At 58.8% G+C, this 13679-nt stretch carries 13 protein-coding genes; 8 read left to right on the top strand and 5 right to left on the bottom strand.

The window, feature by feature from the left end; genetic code table 11:
• The first annotated feature begins 112 nt into the window (after nt 1-112).
• The 3 genes from NOM06_RS07855 to NOM06_RS07845 are packed head-to-tail and all read left to right on the top strand — an operon-like array spanning nt 113 to nt 3592.
• Nucleotides 113-1384 (top strand): paraquat-inducible protein A, encoded by a 1272-nt coding sequence (locus tag NOM06_RS07855; RefSeq protein ID WP_139733551.1) that lies wholly within the window; start codon nt 113-115, stop codon nt 1382-1384.
• On the top strand, nt 1377-3026 hold the full coding sequence (gene pqiB, locus NOM06_RS07850) for an intermembrane transport protein PqiB (RefSeq protein WP_005335774.1): 1650 nt from the start codon (nt 1377-1379) through the stop codon (nt 3024-3026). The genes NOM06_RS07855 and pqiB overlap by 8 nt, the downstream gene beginning before the upstream one ends.
• Nucleotides 3023-3592: a membrane integrity-associated transporter subunit PqiC gene (locus tag NOM06_RS07845; RefSeq protein WP_255910947.1), complete on the top strand. Its 570-nt coding sequence runs from the start codon at nt 3023-3025 to the stop codon at nt 3590-3592. The genes pqiB and NOM06_RS07845 overlap by 4 nt, the downstream gene beginning before the upstream one ends.
• Nucleotides 3593-3805: 213 nt before the next feature.
• Here NOM06_RS07845 and NOM06_RS07840 read toward each other — a convergent pair whose 3' ends face one another.
• Nucleotides 3806-4387 (bottom strand): YjaG family protein, encoded by a 582-nt coding sequence (locus NOM06_RS07840; RefSeq protein WP_005335839.1) that lies wholly within the window; start codon nt 4385-4387, stop codon nt 3806-3808.
• A gap of 162 nt (nt 4388-4549) precedes the next feature.
• Here NOM06_RS07840 and NOM06_RS07835 point away from each other — a divergent pair, with 162 nt between their 5' ends.
• Nucleotides 4550-5494, top strand: a complete 945-nt coding sequence (locus NOM06_RS07835; RefSeq protein ID WP_005363043.1) for a D-2-hydroxyacid dehydrogenase — start codon at nt 4550-4552, stop codon at nt 5492-5494.
• Nucleotides 5495-5565: 71 nt separating this feature from the next.
• Here NOM06_RS07835 and mepM read toward each other — a convergent pair whose 3' ends face one another.
• Entirely contained in the window at nt 5566-6903 is a 1338-nt protein-coding gene (gene mepM / locus NOM06_RS07830) for a murein DD-endopeptidase MepM (RefSeq protein ID WP_255910945.1), read from the bottom strand.
• Between the two features lie 260 nt (nt 6904-7163).
• Between mepM and NOM06_RS07825 the strand changes: the two genes are divergently transcribed.
• Nucleotides 7164-8462 (top strand): LapD/MoxY N-terminal periplasmic domain-containing protein, encoded by a 1299-nt coding sequence (locus NOM06_RS07825; RefSeq protein ID WP_255910943.1) that lies wholly within the window; start codon nt 7164-7166, stop codon nt 8460-8462.
• Nucleotides 8459-9400 (top strand): TAXI family TRAP transporter solute-binding subunit, encoded by a 942-nt coding sequence (locus tag NOM06_RS07820; protein WP_255910941.1) that lies wholly within the window; start codon nt 8459-8461, stop codon nt 9398-9400. Before NOM06_RS07825 ends, NOM06_RS07820 begins: the two co-directional genes overlap by 4 nt.
• On the opposite strand, the gene NOM06_RS07815 is transcribed toward NOM06_RS07820, so the two are convergent.
• Both NOM06_RS07815 and znuA read right to left on the bottom strand, forming a co-directional pair.
• Nucleotides 9395-10069 carry a transglutaminase-like cysteine peptidase gene (locus NOM06_RS07815; protein WP_058057961.1) on the bottom strand — a complete coding sequence of 225 codons (675 nt, stop codon included), beginning with the start codon at nt 10067-10069 and terminating at the stop codon, nt 9395-9397. The genes NOM06_RS07820 and NOM06_RS07815 overlap by 6 nt on opposite strands.
• Nucleotides 10070-10136: 67 nt before the next feature.
• On the bottom strand, nt 10137-11075 hold the full coding sequence (gene znuA, locus NOM06_RS07810; protein ID WP_058057960.1) for a zinc ABC transporter substrate-binding protein ZnuA: 939 nt from the start codon (nt 11073-11075) through the stop codon (nt 10137-10139).
• Nucleotides 11076-11168: 93 nt separating this feature from the next.
• Between znuA and znuC the strand changes: the two genes are divergently transcribed.
• Both znuC and znuB read left to right on the top strand, forming a co-directional pair.
• Entirely contained in the window at nt 11169-11945 is a 777-nt protein-coding gene (gene znuC, locus NOM06_RS07805) for a zinc ABC transporter ATP-binding protein ZnuC (protein ID WP_005354861.1), read from the top strand.
• Between the two features lie 21 nt (nt 11946-11966).
• Complete coding sequence (gene znuB, locus NOM06_RS07800) at nt 11967-12746, top strand: zinc ABC transporter permease subunit ZnuB (protein WP_158113567.1); 780 nt, start codon at nt 11967-11969, stop codon at nt 12744-12746.
• Between the two features lie 12 nt (nt 12747-12758).
• Here znuB and NOM06_RS07795 read toward each other — a convergent pair whose 3' ends face one another.
• Nucleotides 12759-13649, bottom strand: coding sequence for a LysR substrate-binding domain-containing protein (locus NOM06_RS07795; RefSeq protein WP_107682801.1), 891 nt, complete (start codon nt 13647-13649; stop codon nt 12759-12761).
• Nucleotides 13650-13679 lie beyond the last annotated feature (30 nt).

Here is a 13679-nt window from a genome sequence, read left to right as displayed (position 1 = left end):
TCATTCTCACTCCCGCCAGCAATAGCGGCCTCCGGGGGGCTGGTCGCTGACCAGCACAACTGCGATAATCGCCAGCTCTGGCTCTACCACGGGCCTTATCTGGGGTTTTATCTTGCATCCGGTTTCACACCAACACCACACCACCTATGTCCATGATGCCACTGCCTGCGAAGAGTGTGACCTGCTGATCCCGGCCACACCGCTCGAGGTGGGACAGGCCAGCTGCTGCCCCCGTTGCGGACACACCCTGAGTCGCCACCTGCCACAGCAGGAGTTGCTGCCGATCTCCTACGGGTTCGCGGCACTCATCATGTTCGTGCTCGCCAATGCCTTTACCTTTATGTCCTTCTCGGCCAAAGGGGTGGGCCAGGAGATGACCTTTTTGCAGAGCATCACCACCCTGGTGGATGAGGGCTATCTGTTTCTCGGCGCGGTACTGAGCCTGACCCTGATCGGCCTGCCGCTGGTTTATATGGGCTCCATCATGCTGGTGCTGTGGCGGATCGATAAAGATCTGCACAGCAACGCCCTGCGCTCCCTCGGCCGTCTGCTCTGCCGGATCAAACCCTGGCTGATGGTGGATGTCTTTCTGGTGGGGGTGCTCATCTCGCTGGTCAAGCTGATGGGGATGGCCGACATCAAGATGGGGCTGTCATTCTGGGCTTTCGTCGGTTACACCGTGCTGCTCATCAAGATGATCTCCTCGCTGGATCAGATGTGGCTGTGGCAGCGGCTGTTCGGCCCTACCGAGGCGCGGGATATCGACCCGGAAGCGGGCGCGCTGGAATCAGGTCTGGTGGGCTGCCATATCTGTGGCGCCCTGAGCGAGGTGGGCAGCCACAGCTGCTCCCGCTGCGGCGGCAAGCTGCATGCCCGCAAGCCGGGCGGCCTGAACCGTACCTGGGCGCTGCTGTTTACCTCCGCCATTCTCTACATTCCGGCCAACGTCTATCCCATCATGGATACGGTGTTTCTCGGTGATGACAGCCCCTCCACCATCCTCGGCGGTGTGGTGCTGCTCTGGGCCATGGGCTCCTACCCCATAGCTGCGGTGATCTTTTTCGCCAGCGTGGTGGTGCCGCTGGTGAAAATACTGGCGCTATTCTGGCTTTGCTATATGGTGCAGCGCGGCAATGTCACCTCCCCCCTCGGCAAGCTCAAACTCTATCGCATGACCGAATTTGTCGGACGCTGGTCGATGATCGACGTCTTCGTGGTGGCCATTCTGGCGGGCCTGATCCGGCTCGACAATCTGATGACCATCTATCCCGGCCCTGCGGCCGTCGCATTTGCAGGTGTAGTGCTGATCACCATGGTCGCCGCCATGAGTTTCGACTCCCGCCTGATCTGGGATTTACAACAAGGAGAACGCGAACGTGAGTGAGCGTAAAAAAAGGTGGAAACCGGGCTCTGACTTTCTGAGCTCTGCCGCCGCAATCTGGATGGTGCCCCTGCTGGCGCTGTTCATCGGTCTCTGGATGCTGTTCCAGCACTGGTACTCCCAAGGCCCCAGCTTCACCCTGACAGTCGCCACTGCCGAGGGCATAGTCGCTGGCAAGACGGTGATCCGCTCCCGCGAAGTGGACGTCGGCCGTATCGAGGCCGTCGAGCTGAGCGATGACTACAGCCATGCCGTGCTGAAAGGACGGCTGACCAATGCCGCCTCCGGCATGCTGCGCGGTGACAGCCAGTTCTGGGTGGTCAAGCCCAGAGTGGGCCGTGAAGGGGTATCGGGTCTGAGCACCCTGCTCTCCGGCGCCTATATCGAGCTCGCCCCCGGCAAGAAAGGTCGGGCGCGGGACGAGTACGCCATGCTGGACAAACCGCCGCTCGCCTCCCTCGATGCCAAGGGGCTGCGTCTCACTCTCAGCAGTCGCGACACCCGCGCGCTGGGGGAAGGCTCCCCCATCAACTATCAGGGCTTCACCATAGGTCAGGTGGAAGAGGCGAAGTTCCTGCCGGAAAAGAGCGAGATGCAGTATCAAATCTTCATCCACGCCCCCTATGACATTCTGGTGAGCAGCAACTCCCGCTTCTGGATGACCCCGGGCTTCGAGGTCTCCATGAGCAGCGAGGGGATGAAGGTGAAGATGGATTCGCTGGAGAGTCTGATCGATGGCGGCATCACCATGGGTCTGCCACCCGGCTGGGCCCCTGGCGAGCCGGTCAAACAGATGGAAGGGTTCACCCTGTTCCAGGATGAGGCGAGCGTGCTGGCCGGTAGTCTGGATCAGTTCATCGACTACGTCTTCCTGTTCGATGACAACGTGGGTGGCCTGCACCCGGGCGCGGCGGTGCAGTATCGCGGCATTCGGGTTGGTACCGTCATCTCCGCCCCCTACCTCATCGAGGACAAGGGCGTGCAGATCTTCAAGAGCCGCCAGATCCCGGTGCTGGCCCGCATCGAGGTGCAGCGCCTCTCCCACCGCTATGCCAAGGCGGAGAAGGATCAATGGCGTGCCCTGTTCGGCAAGCAGTTCAAGGAGGGGTTGCGTGCCAGCCTCAAGACCTCGAGCCTGCTGACCGGCGGCAAGATCATCGATCTCAACTTCTATCCGGACGCGCCACGTTTCGAACAGGCCAAGCTGGCCGGTTATCAGGTCTTCCCCACCGTGCAGGGCGGGCTGGATCAGATCGAGCGCAAGGTGAACCTCATCCTCGACAAGTTTGTCGACATGGACATGGCAACCACCCTGACCAAGGTCAACGGGTCACTCACCACCTTGGATGGCACCCTGAAGAACATCAGTGCAGTCAGCGCCAACCTGAACAAGCTCACCGCCAAGGATTCCACCCAGCAGCTGCCCGCCTCGCTCAACGAGAGCCTCAAGCAGTTGCAGGAGACCTTGCAGGCCTATGATGCCCAGTCGCAGACCAATCAGGATCTGCGTCAGTCGGTGCAGACCCTCAATCAGTTGATGCGCGAACTGCAGCCGCTGGTGCACTCCCTCAACGAGCAGCCCAGCTCGCTGATCTTCGATCGCGCGCATCCATCGGACCCTGAGCCCAAGCGAGGCAAACAATGAAAAAAGAGATCCTGACGCTGGCCCTGCTGGGCCTGCTGGCGGGTTGCAGCAGCCAACCAAGCCTGCACTACTACTCGCTCGATGCCGACAACCAGCAACCCGTAACGGCCCCGGCCCAACCGCAGCACCAGCTGGTGCTGCGCCCGGTGGCGCTGGCCAGCCAGCTCGACCGGATCAGTCTGGTCTATCAGCTGGAAGGGCAAGAGCTGCACTTCACCGAGTACCATCGCTGGGCCGGTGCGCTGGACGATCAGCTCAACCAGCTCACCCTCAATGGCCTCTCCACCCGCCTGCCGGGCTGGGTGGTGCGACAGGATGGCGCCCGCAAGGGGCCGGTGCTGACCATTCTGGTGGAGCGCTTTCAGGGCCGTCATGACGGCAGCGCCGTGCTGAGCGGCCGCTGGCGCCTGCTGGCAGAAGATGGCACCGTGCTGCGCGATGCCCCCTTCCGTCAGGAGCGGGTACTGCCGGCCGATGGCTACAACGCACTGGTGAACGAACTGGGTCAGGGCTGGCAACAGCTGCTCGACCAGATCGCCGCCGAGGTGCGCCAGAGCACCAGCTAATCGGCCATCCGCCGATTGCAGAGATAAAAAAACGACGCCAGTTGGCATAAAGCCCGTCATGCCAGTCAATCTATCGCCTGTGCAATAAAAATAAAAAATCCGAAACCAAATCAATTGGTTTCGGATTTTTTCACACTAGACAATCCCCAAAACAGCTTGTTCGAGGCGCACTTACCCGAACGGGAGCTTTTTTCGATCAGGGGCCGCAGAGGATTACTCTTCCAGACTGATCCCGATATTGGAGACGCCATCCTGAGAGGCGAATACTCTGATGGCCAGGATACGATCGCTGTCGCGCTCATGGGCAACCCGCTTAAGCAGTTCAACCTGGAACTCCAGCTCAGCTTCCATGTACTCGTGCTCGTAAAGCTCTTCTTCGGTCAGATCCCGCTCTTCCAGCAGCTCGATAAAACCGGCCACGGTACCGACCGACGCATGGCTGGCATCGTTGGCCTCTTCGCCGACCCGGCAGATCACCGAGTTGTAGGCGCAGCCCAGCGCAACACAGGCATCAAGCGCCGGATAGGCACCGTAGGATTCAAACTTGCGGGGATCCGGAATGTGAGACTCGAACTCTTCGAGAATGGCACCCAGATTGACCCGGGATCCCTTGACGGTGAGGTAGACCCACATCTGATCCAGCGCATGCCGGAAAGCGCCAGCATTGCCAAAGCCGGAGGCCTGACAGAACAGGGCATAGTTGGGGTACATGCGCTCTGCCAGCGCCAGGGTGTAGACGGTCTGTTGCCAAGGCTGTAGCTCGGCCAGTCGCTTATAAAACTTGTCACCAAACACTGGAGTCGGATCCTTTGCAAAATGTGGGGCAGATTGTAGCCCACGAGGGGCGCGGCGAAAACGAAAAAGCGCCCTGGTCGGCTATGTTGCGATATGAAGTCAGGTAAGATGGGTCGAGAGCGGCATCTTGTTGCGCCGCAAATTCTGATAAGGAACAAGAGTATGAGCCAACGTACCCTTCTTTTGCTCAGCCAGGATAATGCTCACTACGAACGGCTGCTCAAGGCCGCCAATCTCCCCCATCTGCGCATTCTGCGGGCCGATAACCAGAGCGATGCCGAGAAGCTGATCGGCGAAGCCCATATTCTGATGGCCGAACCGGCCCGTGCCAAACCGCTGCTGCCCAAAGCCAACAAGCTGAGCTGGTTCCAGTCCACCTATGCGGGAGTCGATGTGCTGCTCGACCCTGACAGTCGCCGTGATTATCAGCTCACCAATGTACGCGGCATCTTCGGCCCGCTGATGAGCGAGTATGTCTTTGGTCATCTGCTCAGCCTGATGCGCCAGATTCCCCTTTATCGGGAGCAGCAGAAACAGCGACTGTGGCAAAGCCACCCCTATCAGGGCCTCAAGGGGCGCACCATGCTGATCCTGGGGACCGGCAGCATTGGCCAGCATATCGCCCATACCGGCAAACATTTTGGCATGAAGGTGCTGGGCATCAGCCGCAGCGGTCGGGAGCGGGCCGGGTTTGATCAGGTTTATCAACTACCTGCGCTCAACAAGATGCTGGCGCAGGCCGATGTCATCGTCAGCGTGCTGCCAGCCACCCGCGATACCCGTCATCTGTTCAATGCCGCCCGCTTCGAACACTGCAAACCGGGCGCCATCCTGTTCAACGTCGGCCGTGGCAGCGCCGTACACTCGGGCGATCTGCTCACCGCACTGCGCACCGGCAAGCTGGCGATGGCGGTGCTGGATGTGTTCGAGCAGGAACCACTGCCTGCCGACAGTCCACTGTGGGGCCAACCCAACCTCATCGTCACCCCCCACAACAGCGCCTACAGCTTCCCGGATGATGTGGCCCAGATCTTTGTGCGCAACTACATCCGCTTTATCGATGGCCAGCCACTGGATGGCAAGATCGACTTCGACAAGGGTTATTGACCCTCACGGCGCATGTAAAAAGGCCCCGCCAATCTGGCGGGGCCTTTCATTTCAGGCTGTGACGACAGGTATCAACCCGCGGCCAGCTCCTTGCGGTAGCTCTTCACCTTGGCAAGGAACTGACGACGCTCCTTGCCGCTGAGCGGTTCAGCCATCGGCAGCTTGGCAGTCATGGCATTGACCGGGCGGTTGTTGATCCGCAGCTCGTAGTGCAGGTGAGCACCGGTAGAACGACCTGTGTTGCCGGAGAGGCCGATCTTGTCGCCCATCTTCACTCGCTGACCGGTCTTGACCAGCAGCTTGCTCAGGTGCAGATAACGGGTAGAGAGAGTACGGCCATGCTTGATGACGACATAGGTACCTGCCAGCGGGTGGCTGGTTGCCTTCTGGACGATACCATCGCCAGTCGCCAGCACTGGCGTGCCCACCGGTACCGCGAAGTCGGTGCCCTCGTGAGGACGCACCATACCGGTTACCGGATGTTTGCGCGCCGGGTTGAAATTGGAACTGATCCGATAGCGGCTGTGGGTCGGGTAGCGGCGGAATCCGCGCTCCAGACTGTTGCCCTGACCGTCGTAATAGTTGCCGTCATCAGAGAGCCAGGCCGATACCGTCTTGCCCTGGCTGGTCACTTCTACACCCAGCAGCTGGCTGTTGCCCGTGCTCTTGCCTTCCACCGTCTCCTGGCGCACCAGCACTTTGAACTTGTCGCCCTTCTGCAGATCCTTGGCGAAATTCATCCGCCACTGGAACAGGTTGGCAATTTTCTGGATATGGTTGGCCGGAATCCCCGCATTACGGGCACTGACATAGAAGCTGCCGTTGATCACCCCGTTGTAACGCTGCGGTTGCCACTCGACCTTCTCATTGATCATGGAGGCGCTGTAGGCATCGTCACTGCGCGCCATCACCAGCGTCTGCTTGATGTTCAGGCGGATCTTGAGTTGCTGCAGGATGTTGTCCTGATCGATCAGCAGCTCGATATTCTGGCCCGGCTTGAGGCGCGCCAGATAGTTCTTGTTGTCCGCGTCCAGCACCTTGTAGAGGGTGGTGGTGGATAGACCGAGATTGTTAAAAATAGCGGTCAGGTTTTCGCCGTTGCGAACCCGGTAATCCTGCCACTGGGGGGAGGTATCGACCGGGATGTCGTCATCCGGCGCACTCTGATCAACCAGTTCGTGATCGGGGATTTCGTTAAAGTCGGTGTTGTTTTCGTTGGTTGCCGTACCAGCGGTATCAATGGGCAACTCAAGACGCAGCGGCCGCTCGAGGATGTCACCCGGAGCTGGCAATAATGCCACTGCTGACAGGGTCATGGCCGTCAGCATCAGCATGGCGTAAAAGTGTTTGCGGGGAACCGGTGGTTCCCAATTGGCAGCCTGTACTACCAAGGGACGGAGACGTTTCATCCGCTATCCTGTATTTAGATCTAAAGAGTGTGAGTTGCGATGTCAGTTGTGACAAAACCGTATAAAACTGTTTTTTGGACAAAAATAGTTACAAATAGTTCATCACAATCTGCATGAACCTCACATTTTATGCATAACCTGCCCTGATGGGCAGAAATGATCGTCTTTTTTAACCATTTTTTCCTATTTTTAAGAACCGGGTCGGATTCGATATTGAATAGAAACCCGAAATGTTGCGATAACTTTTCCATGGAGTGGACATGTCGTTAGCAAAACTGTTAATCAGAATAATTGTCGTCCTGTTCCTGATCGGTGCAGCGCTGCTGTTTGCGCTGGAAGTCACGACGGTCCGCCAATCCATCCTCGACCAGATGTCAGCCAACCTGGAAACCGCCATCACCGCTCTCGGGCTGGTGCTGCAAGGAACCCTGCTCAATGACGACAATGTGCTGGCCGAGACCATCGTCAATGCCATGTTCGATGGCGGCTTCGTCAGCTCGGTCACCCTGATCGATCCCGATGGCCAGCTGCTGTTTCAGAAGGTCTTCCACTCTACCCAGCAAAATGTCCCCGGCTGGCTTCCCTCGGTTATCGGCATGCCGCCCGTCAAGATTGAGCAAGAGTTGACCGATGGCTGGCGCATGCTGGGCACTCTGACCCTTGAGGGGCATAGCGGCTACGCCTATCAGCATCTGTGGAATGCCATCAGCCGCACCGGTCTGGCGCTGCTGGCGGGCCTCATCGTATTTACCCTGATCATCTCCCTGGTGTGCAAACGCCTGCTGCAGCCCCTGGAACAGATCAACCTGCAGCTGATCCGCATCCGTAAACACCAGTTCAACAGCACCCTGCCCACCCCCTGGTTGCAAGACCTTAAAGAGGTGGCACTTTCCATCAACCAATTGGTTTCCGAACGCAAACGGGATCTGCTGCAACAACGACTCAAAATCACCCAACTGGGAAAACAGCTGCCACTGACGACCCCACAGCCGCTGCAAGGAGTGAGCCCACTGCCGGAAGGCGGGCAACTGCAAAAATTTGTCTCCACACAAGGGGAGATCACGCTCTATCAGCGTTTCTTGCCCAGTCAGCACCTCGGAACCGACAGCGATCTCGCGACCGTCCAGAGCGCCCTGCAACAGTGGCAGCACTCTCATATAGAAGGGGTCTTGCTGCCCCTCTCCCTACTCAATCATCCGCAATGGTCCGAGATCGCCCCTCTGCTAAGCCAGGGTCGAGGAAAAACACTGGATTGGCGCTGGGATGTAGCCACATTCCCCGCCCACGGCCAGTCTACCTTGGCCGCGTTGCAGGAACAGGGGTGTGAGCTCGCCTTCAGCGCCATTCCCCTCAATGCGGATACCTTCAATCAACTTGACCCGCTCAATCCCATCTTTATCAGCTGTCAGCTGACCGATGCGCCGCTCTACTGGAATCTGCTCTCCCAAACCATGCATGCCGCCGGTTATACCCTGCTGGCAGAATCGGGAGAGTGTCGCGACATCGACAAACTGCGGACCTGGGGTATCGATGGTTATGCCAAGGAGGCGCAATCATGAAGAAGCTCGCCATGCTGTTGCCCCTACTGTGGCAACCCGGCCTGATGGCTGAAACCGTCACTATCACCACCGGGGGTGAGCAGGGGATTTATCACCAGATAACCAAAGAGTTTTGCCGTCTGGCCCATGAGGTCGATGAGCAACTTGCGTGCACATTGCAGAGCTCATCGGGTTCAATAGAAAACCTGAAGCGGCTGAAGAGTGGCGAGACCTCCTACGCCATGGTGCAGTCAGACTGGCTATATCAGGCAAGTCGGGGCTTGGGCCCTTTTACCACCCAGCCGCAACCTGAGCTGCGCGCCCTGTTTGCCACCCATGCCGAGCCATTCACCATAGTGATCCGTGCCGACGGCGATATCACATCACTGGAGCAGCTCAAGCTCGCCCCCATCGACATGGGGTTGAAGAACTCGGGAACCCGCCAAACGGCGCTGACCCTGTTCAACATCTTGGGAGCGAAAGAGCAGGATCTCGATCTGAAGAGCATGGCCAACCTGCCGGATGCGCTCTGCAGCAAGCAGATCGACGCATTTGCACTGGTGATGGGGCATCCTAACCGGATTGTGCTCGACACCGCCAAACGCTGCGCGGTCAGTTTCCTCCCCATCGATGGGGCCACCCGTGATCAGCTACTCAAAGGGGTCAAATATTACCAACGTAGTCAGGTGCCCGCTCGTATCTACCCCGGCAATCTGAAGGCAACTCCCACCTTTGCCATTGCCGCCACCCTGGTTACCAATGCCAGCATGCCGGAAGAGTCTGTCTATCGTCTGACCAAGGCCATGCTGACCCAGCAGACCAAGTTCAATGAGCAGACTTATGGCTACGCCAATATGTTTCACCGGGCACGCAATAAAACCGGCCCGGTGCTGAGTATTGAACAGCATCCGGGCGCGGCGAAATATTTCGATGAGTTGAAGGCGGCGGGCAAGCTATAACTGACGACGAGGAGAGCGCAGTTGCTCGCTGGAGAAACGGGTCTTCATCGATGTCCACTGCGCCAACCGATCGGCACTCCCCGCCAGCGTTCCTTCCCGCCGTGACTTCATGATCCAGATGCTTTTGGCATCGAAACTGTAAACGGGAATGAGATCGGTACGCTTGCTGCCCGGCAGGATCCGGCTGTTGATGTTGTCGAGCACCAGTGGGTCAGCCTTGGGTGTCGGGAAGTAGAGCGTCACCATGTGGAACTGGTTGTAACGCACCGCCTTGACGTAGGCCAGCCGCAGCTTCTTCTCATCCACCCCCAGCTCCATCAGGGTGTAGTACTTGGAGATGCTGTAATCCTCGCAATCCCCACCTCGGGCACCGATGAACTCCAGCGGATTGGCCCAGTAATCCTCATCTCCCCACAGCTTGGGGTCTTCACTGTAGGTGAGATTGTTGAAGTAGTTGTTCACCAGCTCGATCTTCTGCTGATCCGTGGTTCCCGCTCTGGGAGTGAGCAGGCGAGAGAATGCCTCGGCCCGCTGGATGGCCCGGCCACCATACACTTCCTGTAGCTTGGCCCGCAGATCCGGACTGGCAATATATTCGGAAAGACGCGAAGCCTGCACGTTGGCGCAACATAGCGCCAACGTGCAGACCGGGATCAACAACCATTTCATACCGGACACTCCATGTCAGATGCTGGAGGTCAGTATAGTCCCTCCGGATGAGAGGCTCAGCAGGCGATCAGCGACACTGGGCAAATGCGTCTGCCAGTTGTTGCATGAATTGGGGATAACCATCCGGGCCGAGTGGCACCTGTTCACCCACCTCATCCAGCAACAGTACCTTGGCGCCGGTATTGCGTGCCACCGATTCGATCACAGCCGGTGAGAATTGCGGCTCGGCATAAATGCAGCTCGCCTGCTTCTCTTCCAGTGCCTTGCGGATATCCACCAGGGTCTTGGCGCCCGGGCGACGCTCAGGGCTCACGGTAAAGTGACCTTTTGAACTCATGCCGTAGTGGCGCTCCCAGTAACCATACGCCTCGTGGAAGACAAAGTACCCCTTCTCATTCACCGCCTTCATCTGACCAGCAATCACCTTGTCTTTGGCATCCACCTTGGTATCAAATGCCGCGAGGTTGGCGTCATAGCGAGCCTGATTGGCCGGATCCAGCTTGCCCAATTCACTTGCGATCGCCTTGGCAATCACTTTGGCCTGCGTCGGACCAAGCCAGATATGGGGATCGACCCCTTCGTGATGATGTCCCTCATGCCCTTCATCATGATCATGGTTACCGTGCTCGTGGGCGGCATGATCGTGATCATCATGGTCATGGGAGTCATGACTATCCTGAGTCGCGTAGTTGAACAGCGGCATTCCCTCAACCTGAGTCAGGGCCAAAGCATGGGGATGATTGGCCAGCGGCTTGGCCATAAACCCTTCCAGCTCGGGGCCAACCCACACCACCAGCCCAGCACTGTTGATGCTGCGAATATCGGACGGGCGCAGGGAGAAATCGTGGGGAGAGGCGCCGGTCGGCAACAATACCTTGGGCTCACTCACGCCGTCAGTGATCGCCGCAGCGATGAAGCCAAGGGGCTTGATGGTGGTCAGTACCTCAATGGCACGAACAGGCAAACTCACCGCCAGCAGGGCAGTGAAAAGCGCAATAATTCTCATTGGTGAATCTCGTCAGGGGGTGAGTATGTGATAATATAACAGCCGCTTTTTGTTATATTATAACTCTCACTGGCTGTAAACCCCGGAGTTGTCATGAGCCAACTGGTAGAGCTGAAAGAGGTCTCTCTCTCGTTTGATGGACGCTCTGTGCTCGACAAGGTCTCCTTTACCCTCAATAAAGGCAAAATCACCACGCTCGTCGGCCCCAACGGGGCGGGCAAGAGCACCCTGAGCAAGCTGGTGCTGGGTCTGCTCACCCCGGATTCGGGCAAGATCACCCGCAGCCGCGATCTGAGAGTCGGCTATGTGCCACAGCGCCTCTATCTGGATCCCACCCTGCCGCTGACGGTGCGCCGCTTCCTGCAACTGGGCAAAAATAGCCGCCTCTCCATCGAGGAGGCACTGGCCCGGGTTGGCGCAGAGGGATTGCTGGAAAACCGGATGCAAAAACTCTCCGGCGGCGAGATGCAGCGTGTGCTGCTGGCTCGCGCCCTGCTGGTCAAGCCCGAGCTGCTGGTGCTGGACGAGCCGGTTCAAGGCGTGGACATCACTGGCCAGATCGAGCTCTACGCCCTGATCGGCCAGCTCGCCGCCGAATTTAATTGCGCCGTGCTGATGGTCTCCCACGATCTGCATCTGGTGATGGCCAGCACCCACGAGGTGATCTGCCTCAATCGCCACGTCTGCTGTCATGGCGAGCCGGAAAGCGTGGCCCGCCACCCCGAATTTGCCCGTCTGTTCGGGCGACCGGAGCAGGAGGTGCTGGCGGTCTATACCCACCACCACCACTGCGATGGCGAACACCATCATCATGAACCGCAGGCCCCCGTCATCCGCCTGCCCTCTCGCAACAACGCTCACAGCAAATAGCGCAAGCAACAGGACATTCAAGTGGACAGCTTTCTGTTATACGCCCTCGCGGCCGGTCTCGGCATCGCCCTGCTGGCCGGCCCCCTCGGCAGCTTCGTGGTATGGCGCAAGATGGCCTATTTTGGCGACACCCTCTCCCATGCCTGTCTGTTTGGCATCGCGCTGGGCATCCTGCTGCAGGTCGATCTCACCCTGGCGGTAGTGGTCTGCTGCCTCGCCATGGCGATGCTGCTGGTGATCATGAGTCGCAACCAGCAAGTGGCGACCGATACCCTGCTCGGCATTCTGGCCCACAGTGCCCTGTCCCTCGGTCTGGTTACCTTGAGTTTTATGGATAACGTGCGGGTGGATCTGATGGCCTACCTGTTCGGCGACCTGCTCTCGGTACAACCGATAGATCTGCTCTGGATCTACGGCGGTGGCGCGCTGGTGCTGCTCACCCTGTGGCGATTGTGGGATCCCCTGCTCTCCATGACCATCTCGGAAGAGCTGGCACGAGTCGAGGGGATCCGGGTCGATGTGCTGCGCTGCGTATTGATGCTGCTGATCGGACTGGTGATCGCCGTGGCGATGAAGTTTGTCGGCGCGCTGATCATCACCTCCCTGCTGATCATCCCCGCCGCCACCGCCCGCCGCTTCAGCCAGACGCCGGAGCAGATGGCCGGCTTTGCCGCGCTGATTGGCTGTCTCGCCGTGCTGGGTGGATTGACCCTCTCCTGGTATCAAGATACTCCGGCAGGCCCCTCAGTGGTTGTCTGCGCCACCAGCCTGTTTGTGCTGAGCCAGTTCAAGAAAGCCTGATAACCCGAGCAATTACAACGGCATGCTCTGGCGTGTCTCCATCATCAGCCACTGGCGCAACCGGCTGATGGCGGGCTCATGGGCCCGGGAGCGCTTGCAGGTGAAGTAGAAGGCATCCCCCGTCTCCAGCTGGTGTACCGGCAAGGCCACCAGCTGGGGATCATCGGGCCGTAGCATGTAGTCATTCACAAATGCCACCCCCTGATCCCAGGCCGCCGCCTCCATCGCCAGCAGCACATGGCTGAAATGGTGCATCCGCGCCTCGTCAGGGATCACCAAGCCACCCGCCTTGGCCCAGCGCTGCCAATCCTCCCCCCGCGCCTTGTAGATGGACTGCACCGAGAGCAGCGGCAACTGCCAGATGGCCTCAGGCCACTCCCCGCTGATCTGCTGCAACAGGCGGCGACTGCAGACCGGAAAGAGCCGCTCCTGATAGATAAGATCGTGACAGTAGCCCCGTCCGTGGGGTGAGACGGTGATAAAGCAATCCGCCACCCGATCGGAAAGTTCGGGATCTTCCGCCACCATCTCCAGACTCAAATCCAGCTCGGGGTAGAGTTGGCGCAATCCCGCCAACCGCGGGATCAGCCACTTCACCGCAAACGAGCTGTAGACTGCGAGCCGGACCCGCATCTCGCCGCCCCCGCGCAGCTGTTCGCTGCTCTGAGCAATCTGGCTGAGCCCGGCGGCAATCCCTTCGAAGTAGCTCTCCCCCTGGGTTGTCAGCGAGAGCAGCCGACCCTGACGCAGCAGCAAGCGCTCACCCAGAAAATCCTCCAGCAGGCGGATCTGGTGGCTGACCGCACTCTGGCTGACGTTCAATTCAAGGGCGGCGCGGGAGAAGCTGAGCAGCCGGGCCACTACCTCGAAATATTGCACCGCACGCAGAGGAGGAAGCTTCATTATCTAAATATCTCATGAGTGGTCATTTTT

This window comes from Aeromonas sp. JL9 (assembly GCF_024436075.1).
In the GTDB taxonomy this organism is placed as follows: domain Bacteria; phylum Pseudomonadota; class Gammaproteobacteria; order Enterobacterales; family Aeromonadaceae; genus Aeromonas; species Aeromonas veronii.
The sequence above is the reverse complement of the archived record's forward strand: the minus strand, read 5'-3'. Positions and strand labels throughout refer to the sequence as shown.

What these genes read in the sequence shown, in the direction of transcription:
- NOM06_RS07845 (WP_255910947.1), top strand. Translation starts at nt 3,023, where the DNA reads ATGAAAAAAGAGATCCTGACGCTGGCCCTGCTGGGCCTGCTGGCGGGT.
- NOM06_RS07835 (WP_005363043.1), top strand. Translation starts at nt 4,550, where the DNA reads ATGAGCCAACGTACCCTTCTTTTGCTCAGCCAGGATAATGCTCACTAC.
- mepM (WP_255910945.1), bottom strand. Translation starts at nt 6,903, where the DNA reads ATGAAACGTCTCCGTCCCTTGGTAGTACAGGCTGCCAATTGGGAACCA.
- NOM06_RS07825 (WP_255910943.1), top strand. Translation starts at nt 7,164, where the DNA reads ATGTCGTTAGCAAAACTGTTAATCAGAATAATTGTCGTCCTGTTCCTG.
- NOM06_RS07820 (WP_255910941.1), top strand. Translation starts at nt 8,459, where the DNA reads ATGAAGAAGCTCGCCATGCTGTTGCCCCTACTGTGGCAACCCGGCCTG.
- NOM06_RS07815 (WP_058057961.1), bottom strand. Translation starts at nt 10,069, where the DNA reads ATGAAATGGTTGTTGATCCCGGTCTGCACGTTGGCGCTATGTTGCGCC.
- znuA (WP_058057960.1), bottom strand. Translation starts at nt 11,075, where the DNA reads ATGAGAATTATTGCGCTTTTCACTGCCCTGCTGGCGGTGAGTTTGCCT.
- znuC (WP_005354861.1), top strand. Translation starts at nt 11,169, where the DNA reads ATGAGCCAACTGGTAGAGCTGAAAGAGGTCTCTCTCTCGTTTGATGGA.
- NOM06_RS07795 (WP_107682801.1), bottom strand. Translation starts at nt 13,649, where the DNA reads ATGAAGCTTCCTCCTCTGCGTGCGGTGCAATATTTCGAGGTAGTGGCC.